Annotated in this window: 23 protein-coding genes; 9 read left to right on the plus strand and 14 right to left on the minus strand. The window is 73.5% G+C overall.

The genetic code is table 11. The features are described from left to right. Positions 1–703: 703 nt before the first annotated feature. The 4 genes from ACFVFQ_RS30940 to ACFVFQ_RS30955 are packed head-to-tail and all read right to left on the minus strand — an operon-like array spanning position 704 to position 4143. Positions 704–1570 carry an SAM-dependent methyltransferase gene (locus ACFVFQ_RS30940; protein WP_383422509.1) on the minus strand — a complete coding sequence of 289 codons (867 nt, stop codon included), beginning with the start codon at positions 1568–1570 and terminating at the stop codon, positions 704–706. Next, positions 1567–2676: a glycosyltransferase family 4 protein gene (locus ACFVFQ_RS30945; protein WP_383422382.1), complete on the minus strand. Its 1110-nt coding sequence runs from the start codon at positions 2674–2676 to the stop codon at positions 1567–1569. The genes ACFVFQ_RS30940 and ACFVFQ_RS30945 overlap by 4 nt, the downstream gene beginning before the upstream one ends. A gap of 19 nt (positions 2677–2695) precedes the next feature. Continuing rightward, entirely contained in the window at positions 2696–3094 is a 399-nt protein-coding gene (locus ACFVFQ_RS30950; protein WP_383422384.1) for a 6-pyruvoyl tetrahydropterin synthase family protein, read from the minus strand. Positions 3095–3138: 44 nt separating this feature from the next. Next, entirely contained in the window at positions 3139–4143 is a 1005-nt protein-coding gene (locus ACFVFQ_RS30955; protein WP_383422511.1) for a dehydrogenase, read from the minus strand. Between the two features lie 121 nt (positions 4144–4264). Here ACFVFQ_RS30955 and ACFVFQ_RS30960 point away from each other — a divergent pair, with 121 nt between their 5' ends. Further along, positions 4265–5011, plus strand: coding sequence for a CDP-alcohol phosphatidyltransferase family protein (locus ACFVFQ_RS30960; RefSeq protein ID WP_383422386.1), 747 nt, complete (start codon positions 4265–4267; stop codon positions 5009–5011). A gap of 7 nt (positions 5012–5018) precedes the next feature. Here ACFVFQ_RS30960 and ACFVFQ_RS30965 read toward each other — a convergent pair whose 3' ends face one another. Together ACFVFQ_RS30965 and ACFVFQ_RS30970 are read right to left on the minus strand one after the other, a co-directional pair. Beyond that, on the minus strand, positions 5019–5417 hold the full coding sequence (locus ACFVFQ_RS30965; protein ID WP_383422388.1) for a hypothetical protein: 399 nt from the start codon (positions 5415–5417) through the stop codon (positions 5019–5021). A gap of 62 nt (positions 5418–5479) precedes the next feature. After that, the gene (locus ACFVFQ_RS30970) at positions 5480–5680 is read right to left on the minus strand and encodes a hypothetical protein (RefSeq protein ID WP_383422390.1); all 201 of its coding nucleotides are present in this window, start codon (positions 5678–5680) and stop codon (positions 5480–5482) included. A gap of 256 nt (positions 5681–5936) precedes the next feature. On the opposite strand from ACFVFQ_RS30970, the gene ACFVFQ_RS30975 reads away from it, so the two are divergent. After that, complete coding sequence (locus ACFVFQ_RS30975; protein ID WP_383422392.1) at positions 5937–6713, plus strand: alpha/beta fold hydrolase; 777 nt, start codon at positions 5937–5939, stop codon at positions 6711–6713. Here ACFVFQ_RS30975 and ACFVFQ_RS30980 read toward each other — a convergent pair. After that, positions 6710–7594: a siderophore-interacting protein gene (locus ACFVFQ_RS30980; RefSeq protein WP_383422394.1), complete on the minus strand. Its 885-nt coding sequence runs from the start codon at positions 7592–7594 to the stop codon at positions 6710–6712. The two genes, ACFVFQ_RS30975 and ACFVFQ_RS30980, sit on opposite strands and share 4 nt — an antisense overlap. A gap of 217 nt (positions 7595–7811) precedes the next feature. Between ACFVFQ_RS30980 and ACFVFQ_RS30985 the strand changes: the two genes are divergently transcribed. The 3 genes from ACFVFQ_RS30985 (at position 7812) to ACFVFQ_RS30995 (ending at position 11179) form a co-directional block, all read left to right on the plus strand. Continuing rightward, positions 7812–8645, plus strand: a complete 834-nt coding sequence (locus ACFVFQ_RS30985; RefSeq protein ID WP_383422396.1) for a TetR/AcrR family transcriptional regulator — start codon at positions 7812–7814, stop codon at positions 8643–8645. Positions 8646–8981: 336 nt separating this feature from the next. Next, positions 8982–10082 (plus strand): nitrous oxide reductase family maturation protein NosD, encoded by a 1101-nt coding sequence (locus ACFVFQ_RS30990; protein ID WP_383422398.1) that lies wholly within the window; start codon positions 8982–8984, stop codon positions 10080–10082. Between the two features lie 68 nt (positions 10083–10150). Further along, the gene (locus tag ACFVFQ_RS30995; RefSeq protein ID WP_383422400.1) at positions 10151–11179 is read left to right on the plus strand and encodes a methyltransferase; all 1029 of its coding nucleotides are present in this window, start codon (positions 10151–10153) and stop codon (positions 11177–11179) included. Between the two features lie 125 nt (positions 11180–11304). Here ACFVFQ_RS30995 and ACFVFQ_RS31000 read toward each other — a convergent pair whose 3' ends face one another. The 7 genes from ACFVFQ_RS31000 to ACFVFQ_RS31030 form a co-directional block, all read right to left on the minus strand. Beyond that, positions 11305–11637 carry a TcmI family type II polyketide cyclase gene (locus ACFVFQ_RS31000; RefSeq protein ID WP_383422402.1) on the minus strand — a complete coding sequence of 111 codons (333 nt, stop codon included), beginning with the start codon at positions 11635–11637 and terminating at the stop codon, positions 11305–11307. Between the two features lie 60 nt (positions 11638–11697). After that, entirely contained in the window at positions 11698–12174 is a 477-nt protein-coding gene (locus ACFVFQ_RS31005; protein ID WP_383422404.1) for an SRPBCC family protein, read from the minus strand. Positions 12175–12176: 2 nt separating this feature from the next. After that, positions 12177–12437: an acyl carrier protein gene (locus ACFVFQ_RS31010; protein WP_383422406.1), complete on the minus strand. Its 261-nt coding sequence runs from the start codon at positions 12435–12437 to the stop codon at positions 12177–12179. Positions 12438–12449: 12 nt separating this feature from the next. Next, positions 12450–13703 carry a beta-ketoacyl synthase N-terminal-like domain-containing protein gene (locus tag ACFVFQ_RS31015; RefSeq protein ID WP_383422408.1) on the minus strand — a complete coding sequence of 418 codons (1254 nt, stop codon included), beginning with the start codon at positions 13701–13703 and terminating at the stop codon, positions 12450–12452. After that, positions 13700–14968 carry a beta-ketoacyl-[acyl-carrier-protein] synthase family protein gene (locus ACFVFQ_RS31020; RefSeq protein WP_383422413.1) on the minus strand — a complete coding sequence of 423 codons (1269 nt, stop codon included), beginning with the start codon at positions 14966–14968 and terminating at the stop codon, positions 13700–13702. Before ACFVFQ_RS31020 ends, ACFVFQ_RS31015 begins: the two co-directional genes overlap by 4 nt. Continuing rightward, a complete protein-coding gene (locus tag ACFVFQ_RS31025) occupies positions 14965–15408 on the minus strand; it encodes a cupin domain-containing protein (protein WP_383422417.1) in 444 nt (147 codons plus the stop codon). The genes ACFVFQ_RS31020 and ACFVFQ_RS31025 overlap by 4 nt, the downstream gene beginning before the upstream one ends. 92 nt (positions 15409–15500) lie before the next feature. After that, positions 15501–16628: a SchA/CurD-like domain-containing protein gene (locus tag ACFVFQ_RS31030; protein ID WP_383422419.1), complete on the minus strand. Its 1128-nt coding sequence runs from the start codon at positions 16626–16628 to the stop codon at positions 15501–15503. 292 nt (positions 16629–16920) lie between these two features. Between ACFVFQ_RS31030 and ACFVFQ_RS31035 the strand changes: the two genes are divergently transcribed. The 4 genes from ACFVFQ_RS31035 to ACFVFQ_RS31050 all read left to right on the plus strand — a co-directional run bounded on the left by ACFVFQ_RS31035 (position 16921) and on the right by ACFVFQ_RS31050 (position 23469). Then, positions 16921–18555, plus strand: coding sequence for an FAD-dependent oxidoreductase (locus tag ACFVFQ_RS31035; protein WP_383422421.1), 1635 nt, complete (start codon positions 16921–16923; stop codon positions 18553–18555). A gap of 471 nt (positions 18556–19026) precedes the next feature. Continuing rightward, positions 19027–19515: a glutathione peroxidase gene (locus tag ACFVFQ_RS31040; RefSeq protein ID WP_383422423.1), complete on the plus strand. Its 489-nt coding sequence runs from the start codon at positions 19027–19029 to the stop codon at positions 19513–19515. A gap of 144 nt (positions 19516–19659) precedes the next feature. Continuing rightward, a complete protein-coding gene (locus ACFVFQ_RS31045; RefSeq protein WP_383422425.1) occupies positions 19660–21243 on the plus strand; it encodes a GAF domain-containing protein in 1584 nt (527 codons plus the stop codon). A 258-nt stretch (positions 21244–21501) separates the two neighbouring features. Continuing rightward, a complete protein-coding gene (locus tag ACFVFQ_RS31050; protein WP_383422427.1) occupies positions 21502–23469 on the plus strand; it encodes an ABC transporter ATP-binding protein in 1968 nt (655 codons plus the stop codon). Positions 23470–23562 lie beyond the last annotated feature (93 nt).

Raw genomic sequence — 23562 nt, forward strand, 5'->3', positions numbered from 1 at the left:
GGGGGTGCCAGACTGCTTCGCTTTACGTCTGGCACCCCCACCCCTCCGGCCCGTCCCCTCCCGTGGGGGGTGGGTGAAAACGGTGATTGCCACGTACGCCCGGTGGGCCAACTCGGGCCGCTGGGCCAGCTCGGGCCGGTGAGTCAACTCCGGCCGCTGGGTCAACTCGACCCTCAGGATCAACTCGTGCTGGTGGGCCAACTCGGGCCGGTGGGTTGCGTGGTGACCGTCAGCGGACGAGGACGAGGACGACGCGTGAGTCTGCGTGGTGACCGTCAGAGGACGGGCGGCCCCAGCCAGCGGGCGGTGACCGTAAGAGGACGGGCGGGCCTCGACCACCAGGCAACGGCCGTCAGCGGACCACAAGGGCCAGCCCCAACTCACCTGTTTTTCCACCCACTCACGGGAGGGGACGGGTCGGAGGGGGCGGTAGGCCCGAGCGAAATACGAGCAAGAAGGCCAACCCCCCCCCCCACCCCCCCACCCACCCCGGGTTGGGGCGGGTTCGGTGGGGGCGGTAGGCCAGACGTAAAGCGAAGCAGTCTGGCCTACCGCCCCCGGAGACCCGTCACCGCACCCAACAGCCCCGCGCAGCGGACACAACTCGCCCCGCCCCGCGCAGCGGAAAGGCGAACAACAAGCCCGCGCCGCAAGGCGCAAACAACAGCAACCCCCACGGCGGGAAAGCCAACAACGTGGGAAGCTAAGCCAAGCGCATCGGCAACGCCAACAAATCCGTGTGGTGCACGGCGACCGCCAACTCGCCCGCCGCGCAGGACTCCAGCCGGCGTCGCAGGTACCCGTCGGCCTCCGCGGCCAGCTCCGGCCGCTGTTCCCGGGCGGCCGCCACCCACCCGCGCAGCCAGCGCTCGGTCAGCGCGCTCTCCGGCCCGCCCAGCCGCCAGGGGCTGGGCCACGTGATCACCCGCGCCCCGCGCCGGGCGAACGCCTCGGCGGCCGCCGCGACCGCGTCGGGACCCAGCAGCCGGCCACCGCCCGCGGCCCGCCGCTGATGCGCGTTGAACGCGGCGCAGACGGCGGCGTCGAGCGGGTCGGGCGGGGCGAGTTCGACCCGGCCGTTGACCGAGAGCACCAGCAGCGCGGGGCAGCCGGCGCCCGTGCAGGCCGCGGCGACGGCCTCCAACTCGTCGCGGGTCAGCAGGTCGAGCAGTGCGGAGGCGGTGACCAGGGACGTGTCGGCGAGGGTGGCGGCGGTCAGGCCGGCGATGTCGCCGTAGGCGGTGACGGCCGTAACGGGCCGGCCGTCGGCGGCGGTTGACGGCATCCGTAGTGCGGCGTGGGCGAGCAGGACCGGGTCGTGGTCCTGGAGGACCCAGTGCTGGGGGCCGGGCAGCCGGACCGCGAGCCAGCGGCCCATCGCGGCCGTGCCGCAGCCGAGGTCGCGGATCACCAGGCCGTCCGTGCCGCCGAAGCGTTCCGGGGCGGGGGCCGCGGCGAGGTGGTCGCGCAGCGGGCGGAGCAGCTCCGGCGCGCGGGCCGCATCGTCCGCCCGCTCCCGCAACTGGAGCCACTGCGGGCAGAACCGGGGGTTGTTGGCGGAGCGCCTCAGCGGTCCGGCGGTGCGGTCCGCAGCCGTTCCAGCGCTCCGGCCAGGGTGTGCGACGTCGTCTCCCACCTCTCCAGCATGGCACGGCGGCCGCGCGCCGCGGCCGTCATTCGCCGCCTCGCTTCCGGATCGCCGCACCAGGTGCGCAACGCGGCCTCCAGCGCGGCCGGTTCACCGGGCGGGACCAGCAGTCCGGGCACGGTGCCGTCCGGGGCCCGTCCGACGGCCTCCGGTATGCCGTCGACATCCGTCGCCAGCACCGGGACCCCGCGCGCCAACGCCTCGGTGAGCACCATCCCGTAGGGCTCGGCGTGCGAGGCGAGCACGAACAGGTCGGCGGCGGCGTAATGGGCCGCCAGTGCGGCACCGGTCCGCGGTCCGACGAACCGGATCCGGTCACCCAGGCCCAACTCGCCTACCTGTCGGCGCAGTTGGTCAACGCACTCGGGGGCACCTCCGCCGCCGACGAAGGTGCAGGTCCACGGCGCGTCGGCGATGGCGGCCAGCGCGTCGACCAGGCGGCGGTGCCCCTTGCGCGGGGTCAGCGACGCCACGCACAGCAGCCCGCCGGCGCCGTCGGTCCCTCGGGCGAGCGGAGCCGGGTCGACGCCGGGCCGGGCGACCGTCACCGGTGGCAGCCCGGGACCGTGGCGGGCGCGTACCCGGCGGGCCGTCCAGTCGCTGGTGGCGAGCACCGCGTGGACGGTGCGCAGGGCGCGCCGTTCGCGGCCGTCGAGCCGGGCCGCGGTGTCGGGGTCGAGCCCGGTCTCGTCGGCCAGCGGCAGATGGACCAGGACGGCGAGCCGCAGCCGGGCCGCCGCGGGCTGAAGCACCTCGGGCACTCCGCAGGCCACCAGGCCGTCCAGTAGCACCACCGCGCCGTCCGGCAACCGGGCCAGCAGGCCGGCCAGTTCGGCGCTCGTGGCCGCGTCCGGGCGCGGCCAGGCCCCGGGCACCAGGTGGCGGTGGACGCGCCACCCCAGGGCCGGCAGGTCGCGGCAGACCCGCAGGTCGTAGGCGTTGCCGCCGCTGGGCGTCGTGGGGTCGGCGACGCCGCCGGGCAGGACGGCGTGCACCTCCCGCGGGCCGCCCGGTCCGGGCGGGATCACCGGGCGGGCCCGCGCCGGGTCACAGCGCGCGCTCGTAACTGGCCCAGGCGATATGGGATTCGTGCAGGGTGACGGTGATGCCGGTCAGCTCGCGGGCGCCCTGGCCGAGGTTGCCGGCGTGCACCCGGTCGGCGAGCCGGTCGGCGATGACCCTGGCCAGCGCCTCGGTCGAGGTGTTGGTGCCGGCGAAGGCCGGTTCGTCGTCGAGGTTGCGGTAGTTGAGCTCGGCGATCACCGCGCCGAGCTCCTGGGTGGCCAGGCCGATGTCGACGACGATGTTGTCGCCGTCCAACTCGGGGCGGCGGAACGCGGCGTCCACGACATAGGTGGCGCCGTGCAGGCGCTGGGCGGGCCCGAAGACGGCGCCGCGGAAGCTGTGCGCCACCATCAGATGGTCGCGGACGGTGATGCTGAACACGGGGGTTCCTCCAGGGTTTCGCGGGCGGGGAGTGCGCCTACGGGTCACTGCCCGTCGGTCGCCGGGGCGTCGGCGGCCGGGTAGCGGATGCGGTGGCAGAGCGCCGGGAGCGCGCCGGAGGCCAACCGCGGGAGCACCGACGGCAGTTCGGCGAAGGCGGACTCGCCGGTGATCAGCGCGTCGAAGGCGGGGTCGGCGAGCAGTTCGAGGGCGAGCCCGAGCCGGTCGGCGAAGGAGCGCCGGCCGCGCCGGGTCGGCGCGATCGCGCCCACCTGGCTGCTGCGGACGGTGAGCCGGCGGGAGTGGAAGGACTCCCCCAGCGGCAGGACCACCCGACGGTCGCCGTACCAGCTCAGCTCGATCACCATGCCTTCCGGGGCGAGGAGTTCGAGGGCGCGGGTCAGGCCCTCCTCGGTGGCGCTGGCGTGCACCACGAGATCGCAGTCGCCGCGGGCGGCACCGGGCGACGCGAACGGGACGCCCAACGCCGCGGCGGTGGCGGCGCGCGCCGGATCGGCGTCGACCAACTGCACGCGCGCGGCCGGGAATCGGGCCAGCACGGCGGCCACCGCCGATCCGACCATGCCCCCGCCGACCACCGCGATCCGGTCGCCGAGCAGCGGCGCGGCGTCCCACACGGCGTTCACCGCGGTCTCGACGGTGCCGGCGAGGACGGCGCGCGCCGCGGGCACCGCGTCCGGGACGGGGGTGACGGCGCCCGCCGGGACGACGTAGTGGGTCTGGTGCGGAGAGAGGCAGAAAACGGTGCGGCCGCGGAGCCCGGCGGGCCCCTCCTCCACCACGCCCACGTTCAGATACCCGTACTTGACGGGGGCCGGGAACTCCCCCTCCTGGAACGGCGCCCGCATCGCCTCGTATTGGCTCTCCGGGACGCCACCGCGGAAGACCAGGCTCTCGGTGCCCCGGCTCACCCCGGAGTAGAGCGTGCGCACCAGCACCTCGTCGGCGCCGGGCGGCGGCAGCGGGGCCGTCCTGATCTCGCCGCGACCTGGGGCGCTGAGCCAGAGGGCCTGGGCGACGCGCGGCAACGAACCCTCCTGGACGGTGCGGCGAGGCGTCATGAATGCTGGACAACGCGTGCCGGGACCCGGCGACGCCGTCACGATACGCGGCGCCCACCGGCTCCGCCACAGTGTGGAGGGAGGCGCAGTGGCCGTACAACAGCGGTACGGGGCACGGCCGTTCGCCCCGGACCGGGCGGCCGGCCCGCTCGCGCAGCTGGTGCTGCTGGCGGTGCTCTGCCGGGCCGTCGGGCTGGGCCCGGCCGGCTGGCTGACGGGCGCCGCCTTCGCGGCGGGCACCTGGGCGGCGCTCACCCGGGCGCTGCGCGGTTCCTGGCTGCCGTCCTTCGGGCCGGCCAACCGCGTCACGCTGGCCCGGGCCACCCTGGTCGGCGGGGTGGCCGCGCTGGTCGCCGACTCCTTCGCCCGGCGGGCCCCGGTGGCGGTGCTGGTCGGACTAGCCGCGGTCGCGCTGCTGTTGGACGCGGTGGACGGGCAGGTGGCGCGGCGCACCGGGACGGCGACGGCGCTGGGCGCGCGGTTCGACATGGAGGTCGACGCGTTCTTGATCCTGGTGCTGTGCGTCTACGTCGCGGTGCCGTTGGGCCCGTGGGTGCTGGCCATCGGGGCGCTGCGCTATCTGTTCGTCGCGGCGTCCTGGGCGCTGCCGTGGCTGCGGGCGCCACTGCCGCCGAGCACGGCCCGCAAGGCGGTGGCCGCGGTTCAGGGCGTGGTGTTGGTGGCGGCGGGCGCCGGCGTCGCGCCGCGGGGGCTGGCGCTGGCCGCGGTGGCGGGGGCGCTGGCGCTGCTGGTGTGGTCGTTCGGGCGGGACGTGGGGTGGCTGTGGCGGGCCAGGGAGCGGCCCCTCGCCGCGGGAACCGGCACCGCGGCGTAGCCCCGCATCACGTCCCGGCGTGCCGCCCCAGGTAGACGACCAGTGCCAGGAACAGCAGCACCAGGTTGGTCACCGCGATGTGGAGCAGCACCCGTATCCACAGGCTGCGGCGGGCCGCCTCGTAGGCCACGATCCGGTGCGGCACCAGGACGGTGGTGGGCAGCCGCGCCAGCCGGGTGCCGGGGCGGACGGCGGTGGCCCGGGCCCGGCGGACGCCGCAACGGGGCGAGGTGCGGCGCCGGGCGGAGATCTCGGGGCAGGTCCGCCCGTGCCCGCGGGCCGGGCGCAGCGGGCCGCGGCCGAGGTGGCGACCCCGGCAGGCCGACCCGGTGTCGGTGGGTATGCAGGTGCGGGAGCGGACCGCGCGCGACGGCGGCGGTCCCTTGCGTCGTGGTGCGGCGGACATCGGCGGTCACCCGGCTCCGGTGGTGCCGGCTCCCGCGGAGCCCCGGCGCGGTGCCGCGCCGCTCACTGCGCCGCTCCGCCCCGGGAGGGACCGCCGGCGCCGCGGTCCGGGTCGATGCCGACGCCGTGCGCGGTCCGCAGCGCGTCGTCGAGTTCGTCCTCCGCCATCGCCAGCGCGTCGGGGTCGTCGGCGGCTCGCGCCGCGGCGACGGCGGCCCGTGCCGCGCGCACCCGTTCCCGTACCGACTCGACGAAACCGCCCACGCATGCCCTCCGCGTTCAGGCCAAGTGGCCATCGCGTTCATCCGTTGAACAGGGGAATTCCTCAACTGTAGACGAAGGGCCCGCCGGGTTGAACGGGCGGGGCGTGACCGGCGGGCCCGCCCGCGACGCCGAATCCGCGGCCTACGCCGGACACTTGCGCCCTTGAATCTGCCGCTGCGGGAGCTTCTACGGTGCCCGGACCGCGGCCGCCGCTCCCGACGGCCGCGCTGCGGACCGTTGTGGAGGAGCACGCGTCATGACCGCATTCGTCCTGGTGTCGGGCGGGTATACCGGTGGCTGGATCTGGCGGGAGGTGGCCGCGCTCCTACGGGAACGGGGGCACACCGCGCACCCGGTGACATTGACGGGGATGGGCGACCGACGCCATCTGGCCGGCCCCGACACGGACCTTCAGACGCACATCGAGGACGTCGTGCAGGTCCTGGACCACGAGGACGTCCGGGAGGCGGTGTTGGTGGGGCACTGCTACGGCCTGCACCCGTTGCTGGGCGCCGCGGACCGCCGCATCGAGCGGGTCGGTTCGGTGGTCTATCTGGACGGCGGGATGCCCTCGGACGGCGACGCGGGCATCGATGTGATGCCCGACCCGGCCGTGCGGGACCGGCTGTTGCGGCGCGCCGTCGAGCTGGGCGGGGGACGGTTCGCGCCGCCCCCGCCGCTGGACGACGAGGAGTTGTGGGGCTCGCTCGCCGGGGTCTCGCCGGCCGACCGGGAGCGGCTGGAACGGCTGGCGGCGCCCCAACCGCTGGGCACCCTGACCCGGCCGCTCCGCCTGACCGGCGGGGCCCTCGACCTGCCGGGCACCGGGATCTTCTGCACCGCCAACGGGACCAGCACCGCGCTGGTGGCGGCCCTGGTGGCCGCCGGCGACCCGCGCTCCGCCCGGCTGACCGACCCCAAGGTCGGCTACTTCGACCTGGACACCGGGCACTATCCGATGCTCTCGCGACCCGGTGAACTGACCGAGGTGCTTCTCCGGGCGGCGGCCGGCGAGGGCCGCCGCCTGGGCTAGGACTTGTCCTGGACCCGAGCTGCCGCGGCCCGCTCCCGGGCCTCGGCGAGGTCCTCCTCGGTGGGGGCGTCGTCCTGGCTGAGGCGGCGGCGCCAGTAGCCGGTGAAGTCGATCCGGCGGGCGTCCAGGCCGCGCTCGGCGATCAGATGGCGGCGCAGCCCGCGGACCGCGCCGGCCTCACCGGCCAGCCAGGCGAAGGCCGGCTCCTCGGGGAGGCGGGCCGCGCGGACGGCGGCGAGCAGCGCGCCGTCCGCACCGCCCGGGGCGCGGTCCCGGTGGACCCAGTGGACGGCGAGGTCGGCGCGGGTCGACAGGGGCTGCTCCTCGGCCCCGTCCGCGACCTCGATCCAGGCCACCGCGCGGGCGGTGGCCGGCAGCGCCTCGGCGAGCGAGCCGATGGCCGGCAGCGCGGTCTCGTCCCCGGCGAGCAGGATCAGGCCGGGGTCGTCGAGCGGCAGCGGCCGGGCGTACTCGGCGGCCGGTCCGTAACGGGCGAGGGTGTCGCCCACGCGCGCGGTGGCCGCCCAACGGGTCGCCGGGCCGGCCTCGTTGGCCGAGCCGTGGTGGTCGTGCAGCACGAAGTCGACGGTGATCCGCCCCCGTTGGGGGTCGTGGGCGCGCACCGTGTAGCTGCGCATCACCGGCCGTTCGTCCTCGGGCAGCGCGAGGAACGCCTGGTACCAGCGCATCCCGTCGCCGCCGGGCGCCTCCGGGAGCCGGGGCGCGCGCTGGCCGGGCCGCGGGAAGAGGAGCTTGAGCTGCTGGTCGGGCCAGGTGGGGAGGGCATCGAGGCCGTCCCCGGTGAAGGTGATGCGCGCCATGCGCGGGGTGATCCGTCGGACGTCGGTGACGTGGAGGTGTGCGACGGGCAGGGCCGTCATGGGAACTCCCGGTGACGAGGGGCGGGTGGTCGGTGGGTCAGTGACCCGGGGTGGCGCCGAGGTAGCACCGAAGGCGGTGCGCCATCAGGGACGGGCCGCGCCGGACGCGTGCGCGTGGGGTGCCGGTGCGTCGGATTCCATGGCCCGCCCCTGATATCCTTACGCCATAAAGAGTAAGGATCGAGGACAATAGCTTTACACCATAAGGAGTGGCAAGTTGGTGGTATTCGCGGGCCAGGGCGACCCCCGCCGATCCCTCTCCCTGCTGTGGCGCACCAAGGACGCCAACGGCCGGGCCCGCACCACCCGGGGCCCCAAACCGGCCCTGACCGTCGAGGCGATCGTCGACGCGGGCATCGCGGTCGCCGACGCGGAGGGCATGGCCGCCCTGTCGATGCGCACCGTCGGCGAGCGGCTGGGCCGCACGGCCATGGCGCTCTACACCTACGTCCCCGGCAAGTCCGAGCTGGTGGACCTGATGTACGACCGGGTGCTGGCCGAGCTCCCCACCGACTACGACCTGACGTCCGGCTGGCGCTCGGCGATCGCGGCCTGGGCCGCCGACACTTGGGAGTTCTCCCTGCGCCACCCCTGGGTGCTCCAGGTCTCCCAGGCGCGCCCGGTCCTGGGCCCCAACGAGTACGCCTCCCTGGAGGCCCTGCTACGGGTGCTGTACGCCACGGAGTTGGACCCCACCGCGCTCCGCCGGATCGTCGGCCTGCTGTTCCACTTCGTCCGCGGCGCCGCCCGCACCGCCGCCGAGTCCCGGCAGGCGGCCGCCGCCACCGGCGTCACCGACGAGGACTGGTGGCAGGCCCGCGCCGGCACCCTGACCGAGGTCGTCCCCGACTTCGCCGAGCGCTTCCCGCTGCTGGTCCGACTGGAAACCGAGGGCGCCTCCCCACCGCCCGAGGCAGACTCCGGCGAGTCCTACCTGGAGCGCGAGGCACGGATGACCTTCGAGGCCGGCCTCGCGGTGGTCCTGGACGGCATCGAGACCACCGTCGCCCGCCGGTCCGCGCCGCCGCCGGAGCAGGGGCCGTTGGAGTGACGAAGCCGACGGGAGCGCCGCGGGCCGGTGTCGTCCGGGCGCGCACCGGCGTTGTCCCTCCGTGACCGTCCCACGCCCCCGCCCGTGGTTCCTGCCCGCCAGCCTCGCGGCCCTACTGGGGGAGGCACCGTCGGACGAGCCGACTGACGCTCCGTCCGATCCCGGGCCGGGCCCGGCGACTGATCCGCGGTCGACCAACACGCGCACCGGCCCGCCACCACCCGCACCCCGCTCCCCCGACCCCCGTCCGCCCCGGGACAGTTGAGCCCCGCACACACCGTGTTCATCGGGCTACCACATGTGGCGAGCGCCGGTGATCGCCCATAGCTTCGGCTCATGGCACTACGACAGATGCCCCGCGGGGCACGGCGGATGACCCACCTGGGCTGCGCGGCGGCGGTCCTGGCCGGCGTACTCGGTATGGCCCCGCCGTCCCGAGCCGTGCCGGACCGGGACGAGGGGGTCCTCGTCGTCCGGCCCGGGGAGTCGATCCAGCGCGCGGTGGACGCGGCCCGCCCCGGCGACACCGTGGTCCTGCTCCCCGGCGTCTACCGCGAGAGCGTGCGGATCAACAAGTCCCACCTGATGCTCCGGGGAACCGACGGTCGGACCGTGCTCGCCCCGCCCACCGCCCAGGCGGCGCCCGCCTGCAACGCGGCCGGCGACGGCATCTGCCTCACCGGCGCCCCCGGCGGCCCGCTCACCGACGTCCACCTCCGGTCGCTGACCGTCGAGGGCTTCCGGCGCAACGGGATCTGGGCCTCCGGGACCGAGGGGCTGACGATCCACCACGTCGCCGCGCGACACAACGGCCAGTGGGGCATCGGCGTGGAGAAGTCCGTGCACAGCGCGCTCCGCGACAACCTCGCCACGGAGAACGGCGACGCGGGCATCTTCCTGGCCAACGCGGCCGAGGAGGAGGCCCCCGGTCTCGACACCCGCGGCACCCTGGTGCTGGAGAACCGGCTGGACGGCAACCGCATCGGCATCACCGCCCGCCGGGTGCGGAACCTGCTGATCGCCCACAACACCGTCTTGGGCAACTGCGGCGGGGTGTTCGTGGTCGGCGACGAGAACCGGCCAGCGGGCGGGGCGCTGACGGTCCGGGACAACGAGGTCTCGGGGAACAACAAGTTCTGCCCGGCCACCAAGCGGCTGCCGTTCCTCCAGGGCATCGGCGTGGTCCTCACGGGCGTCGAGGACACGCTCGTCCAGCACAACCTGGTCCGCGACAACATCGGCAAGTCGCCGCAGTCGGGCGGCGTGGTGCTCTTCCGCAGCTTCGTCAAGGCCGCCAACCACCGCAATCTCATCCGCGACAACGTGGTGCTGCGCAACGCCCCGGCGGACCTGGTCAACGACGATCCGGCCGGCCAGGGCAACGTCTTCGTCCACAACACCTGCCGGACCTCCAGGCCGCCCGGCCTGTGCCAATAGCCGCGCCGACGACCGCGGGCACGACCGCGGACACCCCATCGGGATCGCATCGGGAGAAGAGAGACGGAATGACCACCGTGAGCCCCACCCCCCAGCCCGCCATGCGGCTTAGGGAACTCATCTTCGGCGCCGCGTGTGCGGCGGCCGTCCGCGCCGCCGCCCGGCTCGGCGTGCCCGACGCGCTGGGCGACGAACCCACCACCGCGGACAAACTGGCCGCCTCGGTGGGCACCGAACCACGGCCGCTGCAACGGCTGTTGCGGGCGCTGGCCTGCTACGGGATCTTCGAGGAGACCGAGGACGGCAGCTTCACCCACACCGAGATGTCCCGACTGCTGCGCGAGGACACCCCCAACAGCCTGCGCTACATCTCGCTGTGGTGCACCGAACCGTGGACCTGGGAGGCGTGGCCCCGGCTGGACGACGCGGTGCGCTCCGGCCGCAACGTCTTCGAGGACCTCTACGGCAAGGGCTTCTTCGACTACCTCCACCAGGACGCCCCGGAGTCCGCCCAGGTCTTCGACCGGGCGATGACCACCTCCAGCAAGCAGTCAGCCCGCGACCTCGTCGAACTCCTCGACCTCACCGGGGTGTCGACGGTGGCGGACATCGGCGGCGGTCAAGGCCACGTCGTGGCCGGCCTGTTGGAGAAGTACCCCTCGCTGCACGGCACCCTGCTCGACCTGCCGTCGGTCGTGGCCGACGCCGACCCCCGGCTGCGCGACGGCGGCCCGCTCGCCGAACGGGCCCGGATCGTGCCCGGCGACTGCCGCAGGGACATCCCCGTCGAGGCCGACCTCTACATCATCAAGAACATCCTGGAATGGGACGACGACAGCACCCGCCGCACGCTGGGCAAGGTCATCGAGGCGGCCCGCCCCGGCGCCCGGGTCGTGATCATCGAGAACCTCGTCGACGACAGCCCGTCGATGAAGTTCACCACCGCCATGGACCTGCTGCTGCTCTTGAACGTCGGCGGGGCCAAGCACACCAAGGAGAGCCTGGTCCGGCACATCTCCGAAGCCGGACTGCTGGTCCACGACATCCTCGTCGTCAACCCCTACCTGCACGCCTTCGAATGCACCGTCCCCGCCTGACACCCCGTTTGACCTGACACCCCGTACGACGGAACGGCCCGCTCACCAGCGGGCCGTTCCGTCGTACGGCGGCGGCCTCCCCGCAGGACATGACGGGGAGGCCGGCCACTGGGCGCCGCTGCGGATCAGCCGGCGCCGTCCCGCTCCCAGCGGTAGAACTCGCGGGCCATCGCGTCCTTGGGACTGCGCCAGGTCGCCGGGTCGTACGCGCTGACGTACGAGGACAGCTTCTGGCTGATGGCCTGGAACTCCGGGTGCTCGTGCACCTTGGCGATCTCCGGGCCGGGCGGGAGGTCGGACTCGATGAGGTGCAGATACACCTCACCGAACTGGAACAGCGTCCGTCGGTTGACGCCCACCAGGTGGGGCAGCTCCGTCCGGTCCGAGGCCGCGAAGATCTCGGCGATGTCGGGAGCCGACCCGGGCTTCATCCGGGCGACGATCAGAGCGTTGTGCATCGGGGAGGTTCCCTTCGTTGCCGCCGGGCGGCGGGCGGTCCGAGTCGGGCTGGCCGGGCCTCAGTTGGCCGGGGCGGCGGCGCGCAGCTCGCGGTCCCGCTGCTCGATCCGGTCCCGGATGAGCTCCATCTGGATCCGGGAGTTGCGGTTGATGTGCGCGGTCATGCCCTTGTCGTCGACCGGGGCCTCGGGCTTCATGGCGAAGTCCTGGGTCCAGTGCATCAGCGTGCCGCCGGGGATCTCCTTGTACTTCCAGAAGATGTCCATGAACTTGAACGGGCCGGTCTCCACGCGTCGGGCGCGGACGGTCAACGCACCGCGGTCCGGGGTTCGTTCGGAGACCCAGCTCCAGACCTTCCCGTTCTCGTCGGGGTGCATGGTCAGCCGGAAGGTCGTGGTGTCGCCCTCCTGGGACAGCACTTCGACCGAGGCGTACTCGCTGAAGAGGTGGGGCCAGTTCTCCAGGTCGTTGGTCATCTCCCAGACGAGGTTGAGCGGGGCGGCGATGGTGATCTCGTTCTCGGTGTGGCCGGACATGTTCAGGCTCCTGTCGTGACGGTGTCGGTGTTGACGAGGTCGAGGAAGTCGCGCGGTGTCTTGGCGCGTTCGGCGTCGGGGGGCAACGGGCGGCCGAACCGGTTCTCCAGCTCGCCCACGATGCCGAGCAGGCCCAGCGAATCCAGGCCGTACTCGGCGAAGGTCACCTCGGGCCGGTTCGCCATCTCCTCCGGATCGACGGTCAGGCCGGCGGCCGACTTCATCAGCGCGGCCAGCTCGTCGAGGGTCAGTTGAGCGGTCATCGGAATCTCCTCTCAGGAGGGGGACTTCTCGCACCGGCGCAGCACCATCGCCGCGTTGGAGCCCATCAGGCCCCGGCTCAGCACCAGCGCCGTCTGGAGCTCGGCGGGCCGGGGCTTGCCGGTCACCACGTCGAGGTCCACGGTGACGTCGACGACGTTGGGGGTCGGTGGCACCACGGAGCCCTCCATGGAGAGCACCGCGGCCGCGACGTCCAGAACGGGAGCGCCGCAATACGCCCGGCCGATACCGGTCTTGGGCGCGGTCACCGGAATCCGGGAGGCGTGCCCGCCCAGCGCGTCGGCCAACGCCTGCGCCTCGGCCCGGTCGGCCGAGGGCACCCCGAGGGCGTCCGCGAAGACCACGTCGATCTCCTCGGGTGCGCACCGGGCGTCCGCCAGCGCGGCCTCGATCGCCCGGGCCAGCCCCTCCCGGGACTCCTCCCAGAGCGCGGCGCCGGTGAAGGTGGCCCCGTGCCCGGCCAACACGGCTCGGGGCCGGGTGCCCCGCTCCTCGGCGGCCGACCGCTCCTCGACGACCAGCATCGCGCCGCCCTCGGCGGGCACGAAGCCACACGCCCCCGCGGTGAACGGGCGGTAGGCGTGGTCCGGTTCGGCGCAGCGGCTGAGGTCCTCGTACCCGAGCTGGCAGACCACCGAGTACGGGGCCAGCGGGGCCTCGGCGGCGCCCACCACCACGGCCTCGGTGCCGCGGCGGATGGTCCGGCAGGCGTGCGCCAGCGCGTCCAACCCGCCCGCCTCGTCGCTGGCCACCACGCCGCACGGCCCCTTGAAGCCGCCGCGGATGGAGATTTGGCCGGTGCTGGCCGCGTAGAACCAGGCGATCGACTGGTACGGGCCGACGTAGCGCGAGCCCTGGCCCCACAGCCGTTGCAGCTCCCGCTGGCCGAACTCGCCGCCGCCGGAGCCGGCCGCGGTCACCACTCCCACCGCGAACGGCGAGCGGTTGTAGTCGGCCCGCCCCAACAGGGCGTCGTCCAAAGCCAGGTTGGCCGCGGCCATCGCGAAGTGCGTGAACCGGTCGGTCTGGACGAGGAAGCGCTCCTCGATCAGCTCGGTCGGATCGAAACCGCGGACCTCGCCGGCGACCTTCAGCGGCAGGTCCTCGCACCCCTCGCGGGTGACCGTGTCGAGGACGCTGATGCCCTCCTTGGTGGACTTCCAGAAGGCTTCGGTGTTGGCCCCGTTGGGGGCGATCACACCGATGCCGGTGACGACGGAACAGCGGTCTTCGTGCGGGGAGTTCATCTCGTCCTCCCACCCGGACGGGTCAGGACCACGGCCGACTGGAACCCGCCGAATCCGCTGCCCACGGACAGCACCGACGAAAGCGGCAGCTCCCGTGCGGTCTTCGGCACGTAGTCCAGGTCGCACTCCGGGTCCGGGTTCTCGTAGTTGGCGGTCGGCGGGACCACCTGATGGGTCAGTGCCAGGACACAGGCGACGATCTCGATCGCGCCGATCGCGCCCAGCGAGTGGCCCACCATCGACTTGATCGAGCTCATCGGCACCTTGTAGGCGTGGTCGCCCAGCGACTTCTTGACCGCGGCGGTCTCGTGGCGGTCGTTCTGCTGGGTGCCGGAGCCGTGCGCGTTGACGTAGTCGACCTGGGTGGGGTCGAGCCGCGCATGGGCCAGCGAGCGGTTGATCGCCTCGGCCATCTCCAGACCTTCCTGGGTCAGGCCGGTCATGTGGTAGGCGTTGCCGAAGGTGGCGTAGCCGCGGATCTCGCAGTGCACGGTGGCGCCGCGGGCCCGGGCATGCTCCAGCTCCTCCAGGACCAGCACGGCACCGCCCTCGCCCATCACGAACCCGTCGCGCTGCGCGTCGAAGGGCCGGGAGGCGTGGGCCGGGTCGTCGTTGTTCGCGGAGGTCGCCTTGATGGCGTCGAAGCAGGCCACGGTGATCGGGGAGATCGGCGAGTCGGACGCGCCCGCGACGCAGACGTCGGCCCGGCCCTCCTCGATGGAGTGGAAGGCGTAACCGATCGCGTCGAGGCCGGAGGTACAGCCCGTCGAGACGGTCTGCACCGGGCCGTGCGCGTCGATCTGCTCCGCCACCGCGGACGCCAACGAGCTCGGCGAGAAGGCCCGGTGCAGATGCGGCCCGGCGGGCCGGTGGTCCACGTCCCAGCGGCTGCCGGACGCGCTGACCGCCACATAGTCGTGCTCCAGGCGCGTGGTGCCGCCGACCGCGGTGCCCAGGGACACCCCGACCCGCCACGGGTCCTCCCGTGCCATGTCCAGACCAGCCTCCCGCAGCGCCTCGGCCGCGGCGACCAGCGCGAACTGGACGTACCGGTCGGACTTGGCCACCTGCTCCCCGTCCAGACCGTGCGCGGCCGGATCGAAGTCGCACTCGGCGGCGATCCGGGACCGGAAGCCGGTCGGGTCGAAGAGGGTGATGCCACGGGTGGCCGTCCGCCCGGTGGACAGCAGGTCCCAGAAGGCCGGGATCCCCACGCCGCCCGGGGCGACGATGCCGACGCCGGTGACCGCCACGCGGCGGGTCATGACACCGGCTCCGTGCGTTCGGGTGGGGCGGCCGGTGTGCCCTCCTGCGCGCCCTCGGCCGCCTCGGTGTCCACGTGCCCCAGCTCGGGGCGCGGGGCCAACGGGCCGAGGTGGAAGACCATCCGGGCCTCCACGTCTCCGACGTTGCGGAAACGGTGCCGCATGTACGGCGGGATCATCAGCCCCTGGTCCGGGCGGAGCGCGAAGGTCTCCCCGTCGAGGTCGACCTCCAGCGCGCCCTGGACGACGTAGACGAACTCCTCGGAGTACGGGTGGTAGTGCTCCCCGATGCGCTCGCCGGGCTGTACGAGGGCCATGCCCATGAAGCCGCTCGTGGATCCCACCGCGCTGGGCGTCAGCATGGCGCGCAGGTCACCTCCGCGCCGACGGTTGGGCTGGGTCTCGCTGAGGTCCACGATGCGTGGGCGGTGCGTGGTCATGGCTGATTCCTCCAGGGGCGTGCTGCCGGTGGATGGGTGGGGGGTGCCGGCCTGATGACGGCCTGCGGGCCCGGTCGGCGGGGCTTCGACGGTCAGGCGTCCGGCGCCCGACGGTCGGTGATGAGATCCATGTCGGCGCGGGCCAGGAAGTGCGCCAGCTCGCGCTCGCTGGTCAGGCCGCCGGCGACGTCGCCGTCCAACAGCCGCCGCAGCACGGCCAGTTTGCGCGGACCGCGGGCGCCGAGGGAGACCAGCGGGTCCCGGTCGATGGGCTCCCGCATGTCGATGAGGCGGACGACGATGTCGTCGCGCTGGAAGATGGTGCTGCCGTAGACGGGGCACGCCGGGTCGTCGGCGGCCTCCTCGTCCTGACGGGCCAGCATCTTGGCCAGCGTCATGCCGAAGCCGGGCTTGGCCGGGTAGTACAGCGCGTGCCGGGAGATGCTCTGGAAGTTCTCGGGCTCCGGACCGCCGGTCGCCACGTGGTGCACCGCGGGCAGCGCGGCGCGGGTGAAGAACACCCGGGCGGAATTGGGGTCGTTGAGGTCCCGGTCCTGCTCCAGATACGGGTTGATGGCCTCCTCGACGGCCCGGACCTCGGGCTGTTGGGAGACGTGCCGCAGCGCGGCGACCAGATCGCCCTGCACCTCGATGGCGCGCACCACGCGGTTGCCGTACATAAAGAGGGAGGTGCGGCGCAGCCGGGTCTTGTCGTCGACCCGGGCCGCCGGCGAGGTGTAGCCGGAGAGGATGTCGGCGACCATCGACTCGCTGCCGGGCTTCACGGTGAAGGTCAGCGCGTGCCGGACCACGCCGTCGCCGACGCGGGGGTTCGCCTGCAGGCGGCCCTTGAGGGGCTCGGGGGCGACGGCGGCGACGTTCGAGGTCTCGCGCAGGACGCTGAAGCGCAGGGAGCGGGTGTCGCGCACGCAGCTGTGCAGCGGCTGCACCATCTTGACGTGCTCCTCGCTGTTGACCCAGGCGAGGAACGGCGGGGCACTCTCCCATTCGCTGGTGATCAGCCACTGCGAGGGGTTCTCGATGGACTGGCACAGCTGGTCGGTGATGTGCCCGGGGACGGAGGCCACCTGGTTCCGGAGTTGTTCGTAGGCTTCCAGGAACTGCTGCTGGGCGCCCTCTTCCAGGTCCAGCATGAGCACGACCCGGAGCCGGGAGCCGTCGAAGGCGGACTGCGATATTCGTTCCGACAGCGTTGTCATCGTCTACGCATCTCCTCCGGGGCGCGAGGGCCCCTGTGGTGCGTCGTCAGTTCCGGCGCGATCCGGGATTCCGGTGCCTTCCGTTGCTCCCGATGCGGTCCGGGCGACTGAGCCGGATGGGCGGACCTTCTGCCCGGCGTGTCGCGGGGGGCGGTCCGGATTCGATCGTGGCCAAGACCCACGGTCGGCGCGAGATCTGTGAGCCATGCAGGTGAACCCTGATGGAAGGGGCCACGGGCCGGGCATGCGTTGCTCCATCTCCCGTACGCGCCGCTGGAGCTGGAGCCAACACATGAACCCCAAGGCCGAAGACCGGGTGCCGGTCCTCATCGTCGGCGGGTCCCTGGTGGGCCTGTCCGCCTCGCTGTTCCTCGGACGCCTGGGCGTCCGCCACGTCCTGGTCGAGAAGCACGCGGGCACCTCCCGGCACCCCCGCGGACGGGGCAACAACGTCCGCACCATGGAGCTTTACCGAGTGGCCGGCGCGGAGCGGCGGATCCGCGAGGCGGCCTCGGTCCTCGCCGCCAACCACGGGATTCTGCAGGCCCGTTCACTGACCGGCGACGAGCAGGAGTGGCTGTTCCGGGAGATCGACCCGGGCGGCGGGCTGGCCAAGTTCAGCCCGTCGAGCTGGTGCCTGTGCAGCCAGAACGACCTGGAGCCGGTACTGCTGGAGTGCGCCCGCGAGTTGGGCGGCGATCTGCGGTTCAGCACCGAGCTGATGACGTGCGACCAGGACGCCGACGGCGTGACCGCGGTCGTCAAGGACCGGAACACCGGCGAGCACACCACCCTCCGCGCCGACTACCTCATCGCCGCTGACGGGCCGCGCAGCCCGGTGCGCGAACGGCTCGGCATCGGGCAGACGGGCCCCGGCGACCTCTTCCACAACGTCAGCATCACCTTCCGCGCCCCGGAACTGGCCGACGCCGTCGGCGACCGCCACTTCATCGCCTGCTACCTCACCAACCCGGAGGCCGACGGGGCCCTGCTGCCGGTCGACAACCACGCGGAGTGGGTCTTCCACGCGCCCTGGCACCCCGACCGGGGCGAGACGCTGGAGGACTTCGACGACCAGCGGTGCATCGACCACATCCGACGGGCAACGGGCGTGCCGGGCATGGCGGTTGAGATCACCGGCAAGGCGCCCTGGCACGCCGCGGAGCGGGTCGCCGAGCGGTACTCCGCGGGCCGGATCTTCCTCGCCGGCGACGCGGCCCACGAGATGTCCCCCACCGGGGCGTTCGGTTCCAACACCGGTATCCAGGACGCGCACAACCTCGCCTGGAAACTGGCCGCCGTCCTCGACGGCGCGGCGGACCCCGCGCTGTTGGACACCTACGAGGAGGAGCGCCGCCCGGTGGCCGAGGTGACCAGCGCCCGCGCCTCGGCCCGGTCCGCCGAGCACAGCCATCCCGGCTACGACCCGGCGCCCGGTGGCGGCGGCCGGCAGCGCGGCGTCCTGACGGTGGCGCTGGGCTACAGCTACCCGCGCGGTGCGGTCCTCGGCGCCGACCCCGAACTCCCGGTCGTCCCCGAGCGGATGCGGCTGACCGGCGAGCCCGGCACCCGGGCCCCGCACCTGTGGCTGCACGCGGACGACGGGCGGCGCTCCACCCTGGACCTCTACGAGCGCTCCTTCGTCCTGCTGACCGGCACCGAGGACGGCAAGATCTGGCGCGCCGCGGCGGAGGCCACCGCCGCCCACTGGTCGACGCGGCTGGACCACTACCGCATCGGCATCGGCGCCGACGCCGACCTGGTCCCGGACGAGGGCGTCGACTGGGCGGAGAGGCACGGGACGACGCCCGAGGGCGCGGTACTGGTGCGGCCCGACGGCTTCGTGGCGTGGCGCGCGGAGGGGCAGGTGGCCGACCCCGAGGGTGCCCTGCGGGAGGTCCTCGGCGGCCTGCTCCGCCGGGCCTGACACCGCGGCGCCCCACCGACCCATCGCGGTGGGACACCAGGGGCCGACGGGCGCGCGCCGCCCGTCGGCCCCTGCAACGTTTTCCCGTCCGCTTGCCCGTCCGCCCTGGAACGTAATTTCTGCCCCTCACCGCCCAAGGGGGCATCTGCGGCCCGTACCGGCCAGGTCTCGTATCCCGCCGGGCGAAGTGGTGTTGAGTCCGGTACATGGACGTCAAACGGGCCCCGGGCCACCCCTTCCAGCGCATCTCGCTCCCCCACCAGCCGCCCCGGTTGCCGCCGCCGCTCGCCCGGCGCCGGGTGGAGGAGGACACGCCGATCTTCGACCAGCTGCTCAAGGAGTGGCGGGCCGGCACGCTGCGGCCGGTGGTGGCCTGGCCGGTGGACGATCCCGGGAAGAGCAGGCCGGGCACGGTTGTTGGGGGTGAGGATGGACGTCCCCGACCACGGAACCGCACCGAGGAGCCCGAGCATGAGCCTGTACGACATTCCGCTGCGCACCCTGACCGGTGAGTCCGCCTCCCTCGCCGACTACCGGGGCAAGGCCCTGCTGGTGGTGAACGTGGCGTCCAAGTGCGGACTGACCCCGCAGTACACGGGGCTGGAGCGGCTCCAACGGCGGTTCGCCGACCGCGGGTTCAGCGTGCTGGGCTTCCCCAGCAACCAGTTCGCCGGCCAGGAGCCGGGCACCGCCGAGGAGATCGCCACGTTCTGCTCGTCGACGTACGGCGTCAGCTTCCCGCTCTTCGAGAAGACCGACGTCAACGGCGAGGACCGACACCCGCTCTACGCCGAGCTGACCGGCACCCCGGACGCGGAGGGGGCGGCCGGCGACGTCCAGTGGAACTTCGAGAAGTTCGTCATTGACCACACCGGCGCGATCGCCGGCCGGTTCCGGCCGCGGACGGAACCGGAGGCGGACGAGCTGGTCCAGGCGATCGAGGCGGCCCTGCCGGCCTGATCCCGGGGGCGCCGGCGTCGGGGTGGGTTCGGCGGCACCGGGCCGGTGCGTTCGTTCCGTAACCACCCCGATGTCATCCTTCCGGGCGAATTAGACTGGTCGCAGCCGTACCGTCCGACACTGTCAGCCCAGAAGGCGCCGCTCATGCCGCCTGTGCCGCCGTACCCCGAGCCCGTCGAGCCGCACGACGGTGCCGGGTCCGCGGGTTCGGCGGCGGAGCTCGCCGAGCGCACCGCGCAGGACCTGCGGAATCTGGCCGGCGGCCCGCTGGCGCGGCTGCCGCAGCTGCTGGAGGCGATGGTCGCCATCGGCTCCGACCTGGACGTGCACCGGGTGCTGGACCGGATCGCCGAGACCGCCGCGTCGCTGACCGGCGCCCGTTATGCCGCCGTGGAGGTGCTGGACGAGGACGGCGAGGGGCGGCGCGATCTGATCACCCACGGCAGCCCGCCCGAGGGCCGGCCGACCGCCCCGTTCGCGCTGCGGGTGCCGATCAAGGTGCAGGGCGAGCTGTTCGGGAGCGTCTACCTGGCCGGGAAGGCGGGCGGCCGGACGGCGCGACCGTTCGGCGAGGTGGACCTGCATCTGGTGCGGGTGCTGGCCACCGAGGCCGGGATCGCCATGGGCAATGCCCGGATGCATGCCGCGGCCCGGCAGCGCCGGCGGTGGATCGACGGGGCGGCGTCGGTGACCACGGCGCTGCTGGCCGGCCCGGAGAGCGGTTCGGCGGCCGAGCACGCGCTGACCGTGGTCGCCGAGAAGGGGCGGGAGTTGGCGGAGGCGGCGACCGGGGCGGTGCTGCTGCCGCGGTCCGACGGCGCGATGGAGGTGGTGGCGATCTCCACCCTGCTGTCGGAGTCCGTGCGGGCCGAGGCGTACGGCGACGCGATCCCGCCGGAGAGCCCGGTCCTGCAACAGATCCACGCGGGGCATGCGGTGTTCTCCGACGACTTCGCCGACGACCCCCGGTCGATCTCCCCGATGTCGCGCCACTACGGGCCGACGATGCTGCTGCCGCTGCGCAGCGGCGACCGGGTGCTGGGCGCGCTGGCGCTCTGCCGGGCATCCGGGGACCCGCGCTTCACGCATGTGGAACGGACGCTGGGCACCCAGTTCGCCTCCCAGGCGGCGCTGGCGCTGGTGCTGGCCGACCGCCACCACGACCGCCAGCGGCTCGCGGTCTACGAGGACCGCGACCGGATCGCCCGCGATCTGCACGACCTGGTGATCCAACGGCTGTTCGCCACCGGCATGTTGCTGGAGAGCGCGCACCGCACCGCCGTCCGCCCGGACGTGAAGGAGGACGTGCAGCGGGCAGTGGACGAGTTGGACGCGACGATCCAGGAGATCCGCACCGCGATCATCGCGCTCCAGCAGGGGCCGCCGGAGGCGCCGGCCGGGCTGCGCACCCGCATCCTCCGGGAGGCCGGCGCGGCCACGGCGGTGCTGGGCGCCCGGCCGTCGGTGCTGTTCGTGGGGCCGGTGGACGCCCGGGTCGGCGCGGAGTCCGGCCGGGCGCTGGTGGCCGCGGTCGGCCGGGCGCTGGCGGAGCTGACGCCGGCGGCGGAACCGGCCCGGGTCGTCGTCGACGCCACCGTCACGCTGGCCGACGGCCGGGCGGGGGCCCGGCTGACGGTGATCGGCGGGAGCGAGACGGAGGGCGCGGAGAGCGGGGCCGAGGGCGTCCCGGACGGGGCGGTGGTCTGGGAGGGGCCGCTTCAGCCGTAGGCGGGGCGGGGTGCGGGCCGGCGGCGTAACGTCGGCTGGGTCAGGGCGCGTTGGGATGGTGACCGCCTGGTGGTCGGCGGCAATGCGGTGATCGAGAGGGGCCGCTTCGACGGCGATCGCGGCGGGGCGCGGCGCTTCCCCGGGTGCCCATGGCCGGAATGGCTTGACCTCAAGATTGGTTTAGGTTCTAGGTTCTTTCGTGTCGCCGGTCATCCACGGCGATCCCGTGACGACGACCCCGGCAATCAGGAGGCCGCGATGGACATGGAAGTCACCGCCTGGCATTCGCTGCACAGCACGATCACCGCTCAGCAGGGGAAGCGCCGCCTCTCCCCCGGGACGCTGCGCCGGATCGCGGCCTTCGCCCGCCCGCACCGCCGGATGCTGGCGTGTTTCCTGGTGCTGAGCACCGTCACCGCGCTGCTCGCGGTGGCCACCCCGCTGCTCGCCGGGCGGGTGGTGGACGCGATCGTCGGCGGCAAGTCGGCCGGGCTGGTGCTGAGCCTGTCCGGGCTGATCGCGGGGATCGCCCTGGCGGAGGCCGGGCTCGGGCTGCTGACCCGCTGGCTGTCGGCGAGCATCGGCGAGGGCCTCATCCTCGACCTGCGCACCACGGTCTACGACCACGTGCAGCGGATGCCGATCGCGTTCTTCACCCGCACCCGCACCGGGGCGCTGGTCAGCCGACTGAACAACGATGTGATCGGCGCCCAACGGGCGTTCAGCGACACCCTCTCCGGAGTCGTCAGCAACATCGTGACGCTGCTGCTCACCCTCGGCGTGATGCTCACCCTCTCCTGGCAGATCACCTTGATCGCGCTGGTGCTGCTGCCGATCTTCGTGCTGCCCGCCCGTAGGGTCGGCCGGCGGTTGGCGGCGCTGCGGCGGGAGGGCGCCGACCACAACGCCGCGATGGGCACGCAGATGACCGAGCGGTTCTCCGCGCCCGGCGCGACCCTGGTGAAGCTGATGGGTCGGCCGGCGCGCGAGTCCGCCGAATTCGCCGCCCGGGCCCGCCGGGTGCGCGACATCGGTGTCCGCTCGGCAATGGTGCAGACGTACTTCGTCACCGCGCTCACCCTGGTCTCCGCGCTCGCGCTGGCCGTGGTCTACGGGCTGGGCGGGTTCCTGGCGCTGCGCGGGCAGTTGGAGGCGGGCGCGATCGTCTCGCTCGCGCTGCTGCTCACCCGGCTCTACGCCCCGTTGACCGCGCTGTCCGGCGCGCATATCGAGGTGATGAGCGCGCTGGTCAGCTTCGAGCGGGTCTTCGAGGTGCTGGACCTCAAGCCGCTGATCACCGAACGGCCGGACGCCCGTCCGGTGCCCGAGGGCCCGGTGTCGGTGGAGTTCGACGCGGTGCGCTTCGGCTACCCGGCCGCCGACAAGGTGTCGCTGGCCTCTCTGGAGGAGGTCGCCACCCTCGACACCCGGGGCGGCGAGGAGGTCCTGCACGGCCTCTCCTTCCGCGCCGAACCGGGTCAGATGGTCGCGCTGGTCGGCTCGTCGGGCGCCGGCAAGTCGACGATCGCGCAGCTGCTGCCGCGGCTGTACGACCCGGATTCCGGCGCGGTGCGGCTGGCCGGGGTGGACGTCCGCGAGCTGACCGCGGCCTCGTTGCGGGACACCCTGGGCATGGTCACCCAGGACGGCCACCTCTTCCACGACTCGATCCGGGAGAACCTGCTGCTGGCCAACCCGGAGGCCACCGAGGACGAGCTGTGGGACGCGCTGCGCCGGGCCCGCCTGGAGGCGCTGATCGCCTCGTTGCCGGACGGTCTGGACACCGTCGTCGGCGAGCGCGGCTACCGGCTCTCCGGCGGCGAGCGACAGCGGCTGACCATCGCCCGGCTGCTGCTGGCCCACCCCCGGGTGGTCATCCTGGACGAGGCCACCGCCCACCTGGACAACACCTCGGAGGCGGCCGTCCAAGAGGCGCTCACCGAGGCGCTGGAGGGGCGGACCGCGTTGGTGATCGCGCACCGGCTGTCGACCGTGCGGGCCGCCGATCTGATCCTGGTCGTCGAGGCCGGCCGGATCGTCGAACGGGGCACGCACGAGGCGCTGCTGGCCGCCGGCGGCCGCTACGCCGAGCTGTACCGGACGCAGTTCGCCACGGCGCGGCACGGGACGGCGGACGCCGGTGGCTCCCCGGAGCCGCTGGGCGTCCAGGACGGCCCGGATGACGACCGGCCCGAGCCGGCCGCCGAGCCCTCGCTGGTGAACTGACGCCCCGAAGCCCCCGGCACCGTGCGGCCCCCGTCCCCAAGGCGGGGGCCGCACGCATGCCGCACGCCCAAAACGGGCCGGCTGATGGGCGCT

Source organism: Streptomyces sp. NPDC057743, from assembly GCF_042798755.1.
In the GTDB taxonomy this organism is placed as follows: Bacteria; Actinomycetota; Actinomycetes; order Streptomycetales; family Streptomycetaceae; genus Streptomyces.